General features: G+C 56.8%; 13 protein-coding genes and 1 pseudogene. 9 read left to right on the forward strand and 5 right to left on the reverse strand.

Features of this window, described 5'->3' with window-relative positions:
• Positions 1-32: 32 nt before the first annotated feature.
• On the reverse strand, positions 33-626 hold the full coding sequence (locus SH573x_RS30650; RefSeq protein ID WP_479352048.1) for a LutC/YkgG family protein: 594 nt from the start codon (positions 624-626) through the stop codon (positions 33-35).
• 41 nt (positions 627-667) lie between these two features.
• Between SH573x_RS30650 and SH573x_RS30655 the strand changes: the two genes are divergently transcribed.
• Entirely contained in the window at positions 668-1858 is a 1191-nt protein-coding gene (locus SH573x_RS30655; protein ID WP_479352049.1) for a molybdopterin molybdotransferase MoeA, read from the forward strand.
• 294 nt (positions 1859-2152) lie between these two features.
• Here the strand turns inward: SH573x_RS30655 and SH573x_RS30660 are convergent, their stop codons facing one another.
• The gene (locus tag SH573x_RS30660) at positions 2153-2647 is read right to left on the reverse strand and encodes a site-specific integrase (protein ID WP_479352050.1); all 495 of its coding nucleotides are present in this window, start codon (positions 2645-2647) and stop codon (positions 2153-2155) included.
• Between the two features lie 1133 nt (positions 2648-3780).
• Here SH573x_RS30660 and SH573x_RS30665 point away from each other — a divergent pair.
• From SH573x_RS30665 to SH573x_RS30680, 4 genes and pseudogenes are all read left to right on the forward strand, one after another.
• The gene (locus SH573x_RS30665) at positions 3781-4002 is read left to right on the forward strand and encodes a hypothetical protein (RefSeq protein ID WP_479352051.1); all 222 of its coding nucleotides are present in this window, start codon (positions 3781-3783) and stop codon (positions 4000-4002) included.
• A gap of 36 nt (positions 4003-4038) precedes the next feature.
• Positions 4039-4200: pseudogene (locus SH573x_RS30670) on the forward strand (HNH endonuclease); the annotation flags it as partial.
• A gap of 12 nt (positions 4201-4212) precedes the next feature.
• Positions 4213-4425: a hypothetical protein gene (locus SH573x_RS30675; RefSeq protein WP_479356878.1), complete on the forward strand. Its 213-nt coding sequence runs from the start codon at positions 4213-4215 to the stop codon at positions 4423-4425.
• 131 nt (positions 4426-4556) lie between these two features.
• Positions 4557-4703 carry a hypothetical protein gene (locus SH573x_RS30680; RefSeq protein WP_479352052.1) on the forward strand — a complete coding sequence of 49 codons (147 nt, stop codon included), beginning with the start codon at positions 4557-4559 and terminating at the stop codon, positions 4701-4703.
• 52 nt (positions 4704-4755) lie between these two features.
• Here SH573x_RS30680 and SH573x_RS30685 read toward each other — a convergent pair whose 3' ends face one another.
• Entirely contained in the window at positions 4756-5814 is a 1059-nt protein-coding gene (locus tag SH573x_RS30685; RefSeq protein WP_479352053.1) for an OmpA family protein, read from the reverse strand.
• Positions 5815-6024: 210 nt separating this feature from the next.
• Between SH573x_RS30685 and lpdA the strand changes: the two genes are divergently transcribed.
• The 4 genes from lpdA (at position 6025) to SH573x_RS30705 (ending at position 11364) form a co-directional block, all read left to right on the forward strand.
• Positions 6025-7419: a dihydrolipoyl dehydrogenase gene (gene lpdA, locus SH573x_RS30690; RefSeq protein WP_479352054.1), complete on the forward strand. Its 1395-nt coding sequence runs from the start codon at positions 6025-6027 to the stop codon at positions 7417-7419.
• A 187-nt stretch (positions 7420-7606) separates the two neighbouring features.
• Positions 7607-8968: a hypothetical protein gene (locus SH573x_RS30695; RefSeq protein ID WP_479352055.1), complete on the forward strand. Its 1362-nt coding sequence runs from the start codon at positions 7607-7609 to the stop codon at positions 8966-8968.
• A gap of 166 nt (positions 8969-9134) precedes the next feature.
• Positions 9135-10097, forward strand: a complete 963-nt coding sequence (locus SH573x_RS30700; protein ID WP_479352056.1) for a serine O-acetyltransferase — start codon at positions 9135-9137, stop codon at positions 10095-10097.
• 259 nt (positions 10098-10356) lie between these two features.
• Entirely contained in the window at positions 10357-11364 is a 1008-nt protein-coding gene (locus SH573x_RS30705; RefSeq protein WP_479352057.1) for a hypothetical protein, read from the forward strand.
• Positions 11365-11538: 174 nt separating this feature from the next.
• Here SH573x_RS30705 and SH573x_RS30710 read toward each other — a convergent pair whose 3' ends face one another.
• On the reverse strand, positions 11539-13137 hold the full coding sequence (locus SH573x_RS30710) for an AMP-binding protein (RefSeq protein WP_479352058.1): 1599 nt from the start codon (positions 13135-13137) through the stop codon (positions 11539-11541).
• A gap of 255 nt (positions 13138-13392) precedes the next feature.
• Positions 13393-14436, reverse strand: coding sequence for a zinc-binding dehydrogenase (locus tag SH573x_RS30715; RefSeq protein ID WP_479352059.1), 1044 nt, complete (start codon positions 14434-14436; stop codon positions 13393-13395).
• Positions 14437-14602 lie beyond the last annotated feature (166 nt).

The following is a 14602-nucleotide window of genomic DNA, read 5'->3' on the forward strand; positions in this document are numbered from 1 at the left end:
GCCAGCAGGAGCCCGGAAGCCGGTGGCACTTGTTAAGGCAACAGATAGAGTTGCATTTGGCGGCAGCCGTGAGCTCCGATCACCAGCGATTGTTCGATATCAGCCGTTTTGCTGGGCCCAGACAGGAACAATCCAAAACCCGGTTGGGGCGGTTGGACGCGCGCATAAGCCTGATGCATGTTGTGCAAGACTTCGCGTCGCGAGACAACCAGGACCAAAAACTGCGTAATGAAGAACACGACGCGGTGGCGCAAGTTTTCATCAGTAACCCACACTGCGCCATTCTCGGCAACCGCAAACTGGCCAGGGTAGATAACAAAATCGAGGTCTTCTAGATCGTGCGCGTCTTCAGCGGCCGCGACATCGACATTGCCCGGCAAACCCTCGACGCCCGAAAAGACGCGTTTGGCTGAGAGAAATTGCGGAAACTTCTTCAGGTTGGCTTCGATCTCGGCGACGCTATCGACCTCGATGCAACTGCCGCCGACGAACTGGACAACTTCGGCCAGTTTTTCCAGCGGCTGGTCAAACTGGATCCACGGCCCGTCGACTACCTCCGGTAAAGCGGCTTGAGGTACTAACTGCCGGCGCAAGGTCTGCAATAATTTGTCACGTGTATTGGTCATCGCCTAATGATAAATCGATCCTCCATCAGGTGGAAGGATAAATGCTGCCCCAAATAGACCCGATTACTGCTGAGATATTAAAGCTGGCTGAACTGCTGCCGGTGGTCGATGCTGAAACGATTGCGCTGTCGGACGCTGCCGGTTGCATCTTGGCCCAACCGCTGCTAGCCGATCGCGATAATCCACCGCTGAACGTCTCGGCCATGGACGGATATGCGTTCAAGTTGCAGGATGTTGCCACGACCAATCGCTTGCCCATCCAAGGCATTGCCGCGGCCGGACATGCCGCGCCAGTTCTGCCACCGGGTCACGCGGTCCAGATCTTTACCGGTGCGCCAGTACCGTCTGAAGCGGACTGCGTCGTGCCCCGCGAACAAACGCATGAGTCACCAGAGTATGTTGAGTTGACCATTCCAGTTGTCGAACTGACGAAGGGCATGAACATTCGCTACCAGGGTGAGAACGCCAAAACTGGCAGCCAGGTATTGCCCGCCGGTACATGGCTGAGCAGTGCAGCCATGGCTGGCGTGGCATCGGTGGCCGGACCGACGTTACAAGTTTATCGACCGGTGCGAATCGCCATTTTGAATACCGGCGATGAGCTGGTGCCACCCGGTCAGCCCGCGGCAGCCTGGCAGATCCGCGACTCCAACGGCCCGACGCTGGAGGCCACCCTGTCGAAACATCCTTGGATATCGATCGCAGTCAGACGCAACGTAGCGGATGATTTGAGTAGCGTGGTGGATGCTCTGCGAGCTTGCAGCGATGTGGATGCGATCATTCTCACCGGCGGCGTCTCGATGGGTGACACCGATCACGTACCGCACGCGATTGAACAAATTGGTGGTCAGATCGTCTTTCATCGCTTGCCGATTCGGCCCGGCAAACCGGTGTTGGGCGCGGTGTGTGGGCAGCAACTGATCGTTGGCTTGCCGGGCAACCCGGTCAGCGTGGCGGTGACTGCGCAAGTTATCGCCTGGCCGCTGCTGCGTCGCCTGGCCGGTATGGCGCACATCCTACCGCATCATCCGCGCGTCAGCCTGGCCAATGCGGATGACAAGCAATTGAAGCTGCACTGGTTTCGTCTGGTGCGGCTGCGCGAAGACGGGCTAGCCGAGACCGTCGATAATCGCGGCTCGGGCGACTTGATCTCGCTGGCCCGCAGCGACGGCTTCATAAAACTACCTGCCGGCATGCAGGGCGCAGGACCGTGGGAGTTTTATGCTTGGTAAGTATGTAAAATGGGGTCAGGTCACCTTTATTGAGACGTGACCCAGACCTGACCCCGATTTTCAGTGACACGCGAGTGGCAGAGTTCGCTGCGGCGCATGCCGGTATGTGCGGCCAGCAGGCTCATGGGAGAGAGGAACGAGTAGCCCGATTTTTCTTCGATGTGCTTCAGCAGTTCATCGAGTTCTTCTGTGTTGAGATACAGGCAATCCCAGAGCGGGTCGGCTTGCTCGGTGGTGAGCCCGCCCCGCTTGATTTGATATTCGATCTGCTGCCAGGTTTGAAAGGGAGGCTTTTCATCGCGTTTGGGAAAAACGAGTCCGCGACGCGGAAAAGGGTTTTTCGAGCAGCTCTTGGGAGATGGCCCAGTTCCAAAGCGAACCCAGTGTGGCGAGCTCCTTGCGGATCGTGGTACCGCTGACGTTGCCACGTTTGCCTTTTTCCGTTGAGCGTTTTGTGATGTATTCCTGGAGTTCGCTGTTGGTCAGTGTGCGTAGGGTTTTCTTCGGTCCTATCAGCCGCACGAAATGCCGCATGTGCACGCCTGCCGATTTGAGCGTCGTGGCTTCCATTGCGCCCGCCGGGATTCGCTCCCTGTAGACTGCAAACAGTTCACCGAGGGTAAGCGTGCTAAGCTTCTTGGGCTGGCTGGCAAGCTTTCCATCGGACAGCAGGAAGGCTGGAATGTCCGCGTCATCTGGAATGACGAGTCGACCGCTTTCTGCCAGCCGAATATTTTCGTCGACTCGAACTGACGCAGCCGATGCCTTGCGTTGATCTGTGGTCTTCAACGATCGCTTGAAGGCAGGCCGCCGTAGCGGAAGCAGATGTGGTAGGTGCCGCTGGGATCGCGTTGGAGAGATGCCATGAGTGAGACTCCGTCTTCGGGATACTTGAAGAATAGGAGTGTCTCGACCGAAATGTTAGCCACGCTTTGGCAACGGCCATACAACAGAGATCCAATTTGGGCCAGTCACAGCCAACGCGGATTCACTGTGAATCCACCGCTTGTCACTGATTTGTCACTGATTGGATTTTTCACAAAAAAAGGACTTAGAGCGGGTTGCTCTAAGTCCTGGTGTTTTCAAGGTTTGCGTCGCTTGAGCGACCCTGAAAAAAGGCTCCCCGAACCAGACCCTCTTCGAAATTGGGCGAGAGAGATGCGGTTTTGCAAGGGAATATTGCAACGCGTGGAATCGCCGGGGCTGAGTGCTGGCTGACAACCTGTGTAAAACTCGCGCTGGCTGTTAACTGGTGGGTGGAAGTTTCCGAACGGGAGGAAAGTGGTGGGCAGGTTAACAAGCGCGAGAGTCTAGCAGAACACCATTCGCCACACACTTCTTTCCCTCGAAAAGTCGGAACCGGTTGCCTGGCACAACCACCTCTTGCGGCGCTTCGTCGGCATGGAACCAAACTCCGGCCATTCTAGCCCACCTTCGCGGCTGAGCAGCCCAGTGCCCCCAGAGGCCCGCATCGAACGTCGAACAACTCGCGACAAATGGACCGGACCCCAATTTTCGTCGACTTTAACTGGCACGGTTCAATACGGTTCAACACCCCGTGCAACTCAAGATACTGGGTAGTCAATTGCAAGTCGTATTAGAAATGTTGAGACATATATCACCTTTACCTTCGAGGCACGACGCATGATTCTCCTCGCGCATTCTTCGCCTCGCAGCGATATCACAAGGAGCCCTTGTCCGCTTACTGGAGAAAGTGCATTTCGCCAAAGCCATTGAAAAAAACCAGGACAATAATCACACCGATCGGGAGGGTAACAGGCTTGGGCGAGGACAGGTCGCGGACTGTTAAAATGCAGCGGACGGATGACAGGAGCTCGGCTGGGCAATCGAACTACCAGCCGGCTGAGTATCCTGGTAAAATCGGAGATTCGTGGATAACACTTTACGAATCGGAAATGCTCATGGCTACAACAATCGATGCACCACTGCAGTGGGTGGAAAACGTCGCCACGCTTCGGCTTCCGGAGCAGGCCGATCGTCATCTGCAGCAATTGATGGATCGGAACAACGAAGGCCTGCTCACCGAGCAAGAGCGAGCGGATTTGGCGGCGCTGGCTGAACTGAGTGAACGTCTGTCTTTGGTTCGAGCTGAGGCTCTCCATCTCCTCGGTCGCAAACCGTAAGGGCGACCGCTCGTGGCAGATGATACTCGCGAATTGGTGACCGCTCGAGCTGGCGGGCGGTGTGAGTACTGCAAAATGCACCAGTCGCTCCAAGGAGCTACATTTCACATTGAGCATGTAGTTCCAAAGGCGCGCGGAGGGAAGAGCGACCCAAGCAATCTGGCCTTGGCATGTCCGAGCTGCAATCTGCACAAGTCGGATAGAACTTCAATGACCGCTGGCACTATTGAGGTGCCCTTATTCAATCCGCGAACTGATGATTGGCTGGACCACTTCGACTGGGACGACTACACCTTGGTCGGCAAAACCGACGTCGGTCAAGCGACAGTCCAGGCGCTCAATCTCAACCACGAGCGCCGGATTAAAGTCCGTCAGGCAGAACAGCTCTTTGGTTTCTTTCCGCCTGAATCGACCGGTGATTGATCACAGAGGGCGACTTTTGTCAGGCCACCTGCAACTGTCGCGATAGGCAGTGCGTTGCAAGTAATTAGACTAGTATTGCCTCTGCACGACGAGGCTTCTGGAGCAAAGCCTAATTGGTGTAGTGCCCGCCGATGTCTCAGCAGTCCGTACGATACGCCGTCGATCGATTGACGCGACGCCTGGTCGACTTTGCCAAGCTGATGGAGCTGTTCGATAAGAGTGGTGTCAAGCTGACGGTGGTAACTGGCGCCGGACCTTGGGAGTTTTGTGCTTGGTAAGTCCAGTCTTTTTTTGAAACGCAGAGTTCGCAGAGCACGCAGAGAAAACGCGTTACGGATAGACGACGAATTCAATGCGTCGGTTGTCGGCGCGGCCGGCGGCGGATTGATTGTCGGCGCGCGGGGCGTTGGGGCCGGCGGCCACCGTGGTTAACTGTCGAGCGTCGAGCTGATTGCGACGGGCGAGTTGATCCAAGATCGCTTGAGCTTGAGCGGCTGCCAGTTGATATTGCGTGGTCTGCTGGCCGGTCCCACTGCCGGTATCGGTATGAGCTTCGATAGCCACGCGCTGTCGCGGGAAGTAACGATGGATGGTATCGGCCACGCGGTCGAGCACTTGATAAGCCGCCGGGTTGAGTTGTGCCGATCCTTGCGCGAAGAGTTGATCAGCGGGTACTCGAATGCGCACCGACTGACCTTCCATCTGCACCGTAGCCCCGGGCACTTGGATATTCGATAGCGGTGGCAGCGAACCGATCGACGCCAGTGATCCCAACGGCGGCGAGCCCAGCGCCGGTGGCGGCGCAGCTACGCCGGGATTGAATCCTGGGTTTACACCTGGATTCATGGCCCCCGGATTCATGGCATAGCCATTGGTGCTGGGAGCGAGAGCTGGATTGCCAACCAAGCCGGGCACGGAATTGTTCTGACCGGAAACGTTCGGTCTTAGAGTCGCGCCGCCGCGAGCGTTGATCGATGCTTGCAAGCCGCGAGCCTGACCTTGCAGATCTTGCTGCGCCAAGCGAGCTTGTTGAAGTTGATTGGTCGCGTCTTGCAGTTGTTGCTGAAACAAACTGGCGCGCTGATCGGCCACTTGCATGCGTTGTTGTGACTGAGCCAGTTGGGTGGTCAGCTGGCGATTGTCCATATCCAGTTGCTGGATGCGGCGTTCGAGCTCCGAGAGCTGAGCGGGATTGCCCATCATTATGCCAGGCGCACCAGGATATTGGGCTCCCGGATACTGAGGTGCTGGATATTGGGCACCGTAGGGTGCTCCAAACGCACCCGGCGCATAGGGATTGCGACTACAGCCCGCAGCGGCCACAGCGCACACGCAGACCATTAGCCAGCGGCTAAGGCGGTCGTGCGTATTGAGGCGTCCCTGGGACATGTAGGCTTCCAGCGTGCGCAAACTTACTACAAAGCGGTCCAACCACTTCAATGCCCTGGGACAGTAACAACTTGAGGCCGGCGATATCAAGGCCAATTTGTCAGTGATCGGTTGATCGACCGCGTTAGGCTGGCGGTCGTCGGGCGGTGCCGCACTTCCGCCAATTACCCGCCGGCCTTAAAATGCAGTCTTTTCATAAAGGCACCAGTGATGAAGCAAGTTGAGCATGACGTGGTAGTGGTCGGTGGTGGTCCTGGTGGTTACGTCGCGGCTATTCGAGCGGCTCAACTGGGCTTGAGTGTCGCTTGCATCGATGAAAATGATCGCTTTGGCGGTACCTGCCTGCGCGTCGGCTGCATCCCCAGCAAAGCCTTGCTGGAATCGAGCCATTTGTATCACGAAGCCCAAACGCAGTTCGCCTCTCATGGCATCCAAGCTCAGGGCGTGGCCCTCGACCTGGCCGCCATGCTCGCCCGCAAAGACAAAATCGTTGATCAGTTGACCGGTGGCATCGACATGCTGCTGAAACGTAAAAAGGTGGTCGCCTATCGCGGTCGCGGCAAATTGCAGGATCCCGATACGGTGGTCGTGCAGGGTAAAGACGAGCCCACTGCCCTGCGAGCCAAACATATCATCCTGGCCACCGGCAGTCGTTCGGCTACCATGCGCGGCATCCAAGAAGATGGCCAGCGCATCGGCAATAGCACAATGGCTCTGGCCTTTCCAACGGTACCCAAGCATCTGGTGGTTATCGGAGCGGGCTACATCGGTCTGGAACTGGGCAGCGTGTGGAAACGCCTGGGCAGCCAGGTCACGGTTCTGGAAGCTCTCGACCGCATCATGCCTGGCATGGACGGCGAGATCGCCACGCTGGCGCAGCGCACGCTCGAAAAACAAGGGCTGACCTTTCGCTTGGGCAGCTGGGTCGAAAGTGCTACTGTCGAAGGCGACAAGTGCGTCGTGCGTTGCAAAGGGGCTGACCCGATCGAATGCGATCGCGTATTGGTCTCGGCCGGTCGCGTGCCTTGTTCGCAAGAACTCGGACTGGAAAGCGTGGGTATCGAAACCGATCGCCGCGGCTTTATCGCGGTCGATGAAAATTTCCAAACCGCCGTTAAAGGCATCTATGCGATCGGCGATTTGATCGGCGGCGCGATGTTGGCGCACAAAGCCAGCGAAGAGGGCGTGGTGTGCGTCGAGCGTATCACGGGCATGAAGAGTCATATCAACTACGATGCCATTCCCGGTGTGGCCTACACACATCCGGAGATCGCCACCGTGGGCAAGACCGAAGAGCAGTTGAAAGAAGCGGGTATCGAATACGTCAAAGGCATTTGTCCGTACGGCGCTAATGGACGCGCTCTGGCCCTGGGTGAATCGCAAGGTCGCGTCAAGATGTTGGCCGATGCCAAGACCGATCGCGTTTTGGGTGTGCATATCATCGGTGCACGCGCCGGTGATTTGATCGCCGAATGCGTGGCCGCCATGGAGTTCGGCGCCAGCAGTGAAGACATCGCCCGTTGCTGCCATGCCCATCCCACGCTCAGCGAAATCGTGCACGAAGCTGCACTGGCCGTCGGAGGCCGAGCGATTCATACTGCGTGAGCACATTGCTAGTTGGCTAAAGTAAAGTGGACAAAAGACCAATGCCAGTGCTCGCAACGAAGTGGTGCGGTTGGCGAGACTAAGCCGAGGGCATTAGCCCCGGTTCCCACTAACCAACGGCTATGAACGTTCAACAACCGAGGCTAACGCCGGCTAACGCCTACGGTTTAGTTCACAAGGTGATGCTATGCTCCGACGCACGTTTCTGACTTCGACAGCCGCAGCGACGTTGACAGCGCCGTTGGTCGGCGTGGCTAGTCCACTGGCTATTACAACAGCCAATCCATTGGCCAGCGACGTCAGCGTTGAATTGCCCAGGCTGAGGGTGCCGCTGTCGTTTATCATCGATGATTCCACTTGCCTGGTGAACATGGGCCGCTTCTGCATGCCCCAGTTCGCCACCGCCTGGCCCGATCGCGATGAGTATGATCGGCCTTGGCAAAGCTGGCCCACTGAAATTCCTGATGACTTCTTGCGGCGCTTTGCTCTGTGGTGTGCCGAACATGAAGTCCGCGGCAAGTTCTCGATGGTTCCCTACCCGGCGTGCGTTGGCTGGCTCGATCGCGAACTACCCGGTTGGTCGCGCGCCCAATTGCAAGCCAGTCTGAAGCTGGTGCGCGAATCGATCGTGCCCAATTGGGACATCACACCCGAGATGATTACTCACACGCGCGTCATCGATGTGAAAACCGGTCGCCCGTTGCCAGAGATCAACGCCGGTACGATGGAGAACTCTTATCCTCAAGTCGACCAGAGTGTGGATGAACTGGCTAACTACCTGGCGTATGCCCTGCGCATCTTGAAGAACTGCGACTTACCGTGTGAGGGCATCACGACGCCCGGTGGCTTTGGCAACAAAGTCAAAGACAAACTGCCGCTAGCCGTGTTTGAGGCGGTCCGTGATGTGTATGGCAGCGAGTTGCCCTACTACTTCAAATACGTTTCCGAAGGTGACGAGCCGACCGAACCCAAGCTGGAAGGCCGGCGCGATCTGGACAGCGATCAACCGCGTGTTACGGTCAATGTCCCAGCTGGAACCGGCGATTGGTTCGGTGGCTGGGATGGTGATCGCCCGAGCGAAGGGCATCTGTACTGCAACGAAGATGCTACCGCTGGTCGCATGGTGCAATTGATTCAGCACAAACAACCAGCTGTCATGTTGTGCCACTGGCCAGGCCTGTACGGTAATGGCAGCGAAACGGGATTCCAACAATTCCAGTCGATCGTCATGGCGCTGGCCCAACGATATGGCCAGCAAACGCAGTGGATGAAGATCTCGGAGATTGGCCGCTACTGGACGGCCAAAGAACTGACGCGCATCACTCGTAGCGATTCAGCTATCAAGTTGCTGGCGCCGTTTAGTTGCCCAAAATTCACGTTACGCATTCCGGGCTGGGCTGCTCAGAAGATCACGCTCGAAGCCAAGCCGCTGACGGAAGTGCGTGCAGCTGAGTTGCTCAAGAGCAGCTGCGTGTGGTTTGATGGGCAAGATGCAGTCGTCTGTTTTGACTTGGTGCGCGGCGCGATGACTTTGAAACTGGAAAATTGAAATTTCAGTTTCTGCATTCGCGGGTCGTCAAACTGCGTAAAATAAACCGCTTCTGGCAGTCTGGCTTGATTTGCTCAGTATGCCTGCCGAATTGATTATCGGCTCATCAGGCCCGCCAGCGACATTACCGCTGGCAAGTGCTTTCATGATGCGGGAGCGACCAAGTATGGCATCGGATTTACGACTGAAAGAACAACTGCCCAATCTAACGGCGGCGATCGTAGCGACTTATACCAAAGAAGATCGCATCAACCACTTGGGCCATTGTCCGCTGCCTAAATATGAAGTCGTAGTCGGTATCCTGGAAGACTTGAAGGACATCCTGTATCCCGGCTTTCGACGACGCGAAGGTTTGCATATTGGAAATGTCATGTACCACGTCGGCAATTTGATCGACGGTTTGCATGACAAATTGACTCAACAAATTGCCCGCGCCTTGCATCACGAAGATCGGGTGCGCAATCAAAAGAGCGAATGCGTAGATCCCGTGGACTACGAAGCCAAGGGGCAAGCGATCACGCTGCATTTCTTGGAACAGATTCCGCGGTTGCGGCGGATGTTGGCCACCGATGTCGAAGCGGCCTTTGATGGCGACCCAGCCGTTAGCAGTCGCGATGAAATCATCTTTTGCTATCCGGGCTTGGAAGCGATCACGGTCTATCGCATCGCTCACGAGCTGCGCAAACTGGGCGTACCCTTTATCCCTCGTATGATGACCGAATGGGCTCACCAGCAGACTGGAATTGATATCAATCCTGGCGCCAACATTGGCGAATTCTTTTTTATCGATCACGGCACTGGCGTGGTCATCGGCGAAACATGCGAAATCGGTTCACGGGTAAAGATCTATCAAGGTGTAACGCTGGGTGCGTTGAGTTTTCCTACTGATTCCGATGGCCAGCTGATTCGAGGCCAGAAGCGACACCCCACGATCGAAGATCGCGTAGTGATTTACGCTAATGCTACCATTCTCGGTGGCAAAACGATTGTGGGAGCCGAGAGTATCATTGGTAGCTCGGTGTGGATTACGAGCAGCGTGGCCCCCAAGACCACGGTTGTGTTGGAAAAACCCAAACTGCGCATGCGTATGCCCGACGAAATGGCGCCCGAAGCCAATTACCAGATTTAGCCCGTAGCCGAAGTCGCCAGACTTTGGACGCGCCACCTCTAATTCATCCAATCTCTGGCGAGATCGGCTACGATTCAACCAATCTCTGGCGAGATCGGCTACGCGATTTGACTGACGTGCGCTAAGAAGTAACCAAAAGGTGTGGGGAATCTGCCTGAGGGCTGCCGATGACAGAAGTAAGCAATCTTGCGCGCCCGAAACAGCTCGCGTGATTGTTTGGGGGCGGGGGCCTTTTTGCGCTAACTACGTGAGCGACGAGATGCGGTCAAGTCTGCTACTAGGACTCCTGATTTGCGCTGGCGGATTGGGCAGTTCCTATGCATCTGCAGCGGAACCATGGCTGAGGGACTCGGCATCCAGTGCCGCGACCGAAGCCAACGCTGTTGAGCGCATACCGTTTGCTCGGATCACCGGGCAGGCTCAAGAGAACATTCGCGCTGTCGTCGAGCGGCCTAGTTTCTTTCGGCGGTTGCCGACGCAAACCATCGAGTGCGATCCAGAGCTCTATACGCTACTGGTTCGGTACCCAGAGATCATTGTCAACATCTGGGAGTTGATGGGCATTACCAAAGTCGAAGTCAAACGCATTGCGCCTTATGTCTTCAAGGGCGTCGATGGCGCGGGCACCACGTGTCGCGCTGAATTGCTGTATGGCACCAGCGATGTGCACGTCTACTATGGCAATGGATCTTATACCGGTTCGATGGCCGCACGCGAGATCGATGGCCGCTGTGTCAGCGTATTGCACAGCACCAACGGAACCAGTCGCAGCGGCGAGCCCACCGTGACGGTGACGATGGACATCTTCATGAAGCTGGACAACTTCGGCGCCGATTTGTTGACGCGCACGCTGGGGCCACTTGTTGGCAAGACCGCCGATTACAACTTTGTCGAATCCGCCAAGTTCGTGGCCCAGCTGTACGAACTGTGTCGCGACAATCCAGCCGCCGCGCAGCAGTTGGCCATGCGGCTTAATCGGGTCGATCCCACGGTGAAAGCCAAGTTCTCCCAAGTGGCCGCGCAGATTGCCGCCAATCATCCAAGCGCGGTCGACGCAGCCGAGCTGCAAAAAATTGCCGAAGAAGAAGCCGCTGCCGCAGCTGCCGCGCAGCGCCGCACCGCCGCCGCTGTCCCCATGCCTGTTGCCAGCCCAGCTCAACCCGCCGCGTTAATCACTGGTAACAGGTCCTCGCGCCAAAGCGGTGCCAAGGCCAGCCTGTCCGACGGCAGTATCATAGTCCCCGTCCGACCAGTAGTCCCGCGCTAACCAACCCCTGGACAAATCGTTTAACCCGTAGCCGCCAGGCGAGGCGAACCCTCTAACCAACTCACCACTACCCACCGTTCCCAGGTCTCACTCAGCCGAGCCCGCCAGGCAATCGGATCAAGCGCATGACAATCGCGCATGCGCCCTTTGCCTTTCGCAGAGCGAAAGCAGACCTTAGGCAAAATGTTTCATGGCTGTCTCTTTGAGACCTTTTAGATCTAGTTTGCCGGTGCCGAGTTCCGGGATTTTTTCGACTTGCAAGAAGCTATCTTCGCTGGGGATGTAGAGGTTGGGTAAGTCGGCTGCGGCCATCTTCTTGAGCAGTTCACTCTTGCTGATGGGCAGGCTGGTGTAGAGCACGATCAAGCGTTCACCGCGTTTCGCATCTGGGACGGCGGTGACGGCAGCTTGCAGTGTGCCTTCTTCATTTTGACCGATGATGCGGCTGATGGTTTCTTCGATGTGAATATGTGGCACCATCTCGCCACCGATTTTGGAAAAGCGACTGATGCGGCCGGTGATTTCGATGAAGCCATCTGGATGGACGATGCCCATATCGCCGGTGCGATACCAATCGCCATGCATGACTTCGCTGGTCAGATCGGGCCGTTTGTAATAGCCTTGCATCACGTTGGGGCCGCGAATCTCCAATAAACCGGCTTGGCCTGTCGGCAAGGGAGTATCATCATCGACTGATACGGTCCGCGCGAAAACATGTTCGATAGGTCGACCAACGGTGCCTTCGCGCAGTCCATCGCCGGGCTTGGTCTGGGAACGACTAGGTGGAATATTGACCGACACCAGCGGGCTTAGTTCCGTTGTGCCGTAACCTTCCACTGGTCGCATGCCGAAGGTCTTTTCGAACTCGTTGGCAACTTCGATCGGCATCTTTTCGGCGCCGACTACGACCACGTCGAGCGTCTTGAACTGCTGCGGCTCGACGCGCCGAATGTAGTTGCGTAGGAAGGTGGGCGTGGCTAAGAGGACAGTGGCTTTGTATTGTTCGGCCAACTTGCCGATTTGCCGTGCATCGAGCGGGCTGTAGTGAAACACAACCGACGACGGCAAGGTCATCGCGGCCCACATCGTCACGGTATACCCGAATGAATGAAACAGCGGCAGGATACCCAGTACCACGTCGCTCGAATTCAAACGAATACACTCGTCGATGCCATCCACATTGCTGGCGATATTGTCATGCGTCAATATCACGCCTTTGGGTACGCCGGTTGAGCCTGAGGTGAAGATAATGGTCAGTGGGTCATCCGCTTTCTTGCGATCGCCACCGAGAGCTCGATGCAAGCTGGCCGCAGAACGCAGTTTGACATTGATGGCGGCCATGAGCTTGTCTAGCAGCGAGATCTTGTCTTTGAGATCTTCCAGATAGACGAGCGGTGTGCCTACATCCAGCTCTACCTTCTCCATAAACTTGCGGCTGGTAATCACGTGCTTTAGGCCAGCAGTTTGACTACAAGCTTTCAAGGACGCCGACGAGACGGTGTAGTTGAGATTTACCGAGATGCGATTGGAAAACGCCAGAGCAAAGTTGGCAGCCACGCAGGCTACGCTGGGCGGCAAGAAGACACCGACGTTGATCTCGTCTTTAGCGATGACTTCGCGCAGCAGGTAGCGACGCAAGGCCAGAACGCGAGTCAGCAGAGCCGGGCCCGTCAACTTTGCGCCGGTGGAGTCGGCAATTTTGAAGGCGGATTGAGAGGATAGCAGTTGAGCGATCAACTGCTCGGTGACCAGTGGTCGAGCTGGATTTGCCATCGGAGATTATCAGTTGCTGGGGATGAGATTTGAACGTGGGGGGGAATCTGCAAATGATAATCTCTAGCTAGCTGCTACGGGAGGGCGAAGTACCTTGCTCCTTGGAGTGCGGTGCCCTCTGGCACCGCTTTGATGTAAGTACAGTCTCATGCCGCAGCCTGAGTCACTCTGAAAGTTGGAAGGCACCTGGTTTGTACAGGCTGCGGTACCTACCGTTGGGGCCAAGCCATCAGATGACAGTTTGACGCCCCCGTTCTAGTCGCCTTTGACCACCAGGAGCGCTTTGGCGATGGCGCCTGAGTGCATGGTTTCAAAGGCTGTTTCCCATTGATCCAGCGACCAACGGCCGCCCACGATTTTGTTCACGTCCAAGGCGCCGCTCGCCAATAGGACCAAGACGCGTTCCCAGATGGCCCATGTGTGCGAGAAGCTGCCCTGCAAGGTGACGTTCTTTTGAACGATAGGGTCCAGCGAGAAATCGACCGGTGCACGACCCCAACCTACTTTGCTGATCCAACCGGCTGGGCGCACCACGTCGATGGCGGTACGTAGCGTGGCTGAAATGCCGGCGGCGTCGACCACACCTTCACAGCCCAGCCCATCACGAGCCTTGGCCCACTCGGCGGCTTTCGATACATCGATCGCTTCGCAGCCTAATTCTTCGGCCAGCTTCAGCCGCACCGCATCGCGAGCGATCCCGGCTACCGCCACTTCTGCTCCACGCAACTTGGCAATTGCCCCGCACAGCAAACCAATCGGGCCAGGTCCCAACACCAGAATCCGATCGCCAGGCAGTACGTTGACATTGGACACGACTGCACTGAAGGCTACGCAGCACGGTTCGGTCAAGGCAGCCGTCGTCAGTGGCAAGTCCTTAGGCACATGATGCAGACAGCGGGCTGGCACCTTGACGTGCGTCGTCATCGCACCGTCCACGCCGTAACCAAAACCTTTGCGTGACGGGTCGAGATTGTAACGTCCCACGCGAGCCAGCGGGCTGTCGGGATTGATCACTGCGGCAGTTTCGCTGACGACCCGATCACCCTCTTTGAAGTTCTTGACATAGCTGCCGACCTTGGCCACGCGACCCGAGAACTCGTGCCCCAGAATCACCGGGTAGTTGACCGGCCAGCTATGTTCAGCGGTCCACTGATGCAAATCGCTACCACACACGCCCACGGCCGCTACTTCCAGCAGCACATCTTCGGGCCCGATCTCGGGCAGTGGCACTTCGCGCAGTTGGACAGAGTGAGCCTGAGGAGCAAAATTGACGATCGCAGGTTGCAGAGCTGTGGACATATTCGGTGGATGTAAGGGCAGGAAAAAGACGGGAATTTCAAGATGAACGCGGCCACAGTTTAGCACATTTTGAAGTCCATTGCCTCGTAGAGCGGCTGTCCCCAGCCGCTCACTCCCGGCACCTGCTCTGTCCCCAGCTGGATTCGCGCGGGGACAGACCACGGAT

This window comes from Rania fehmarnensis, assembly GCF_056494185.1.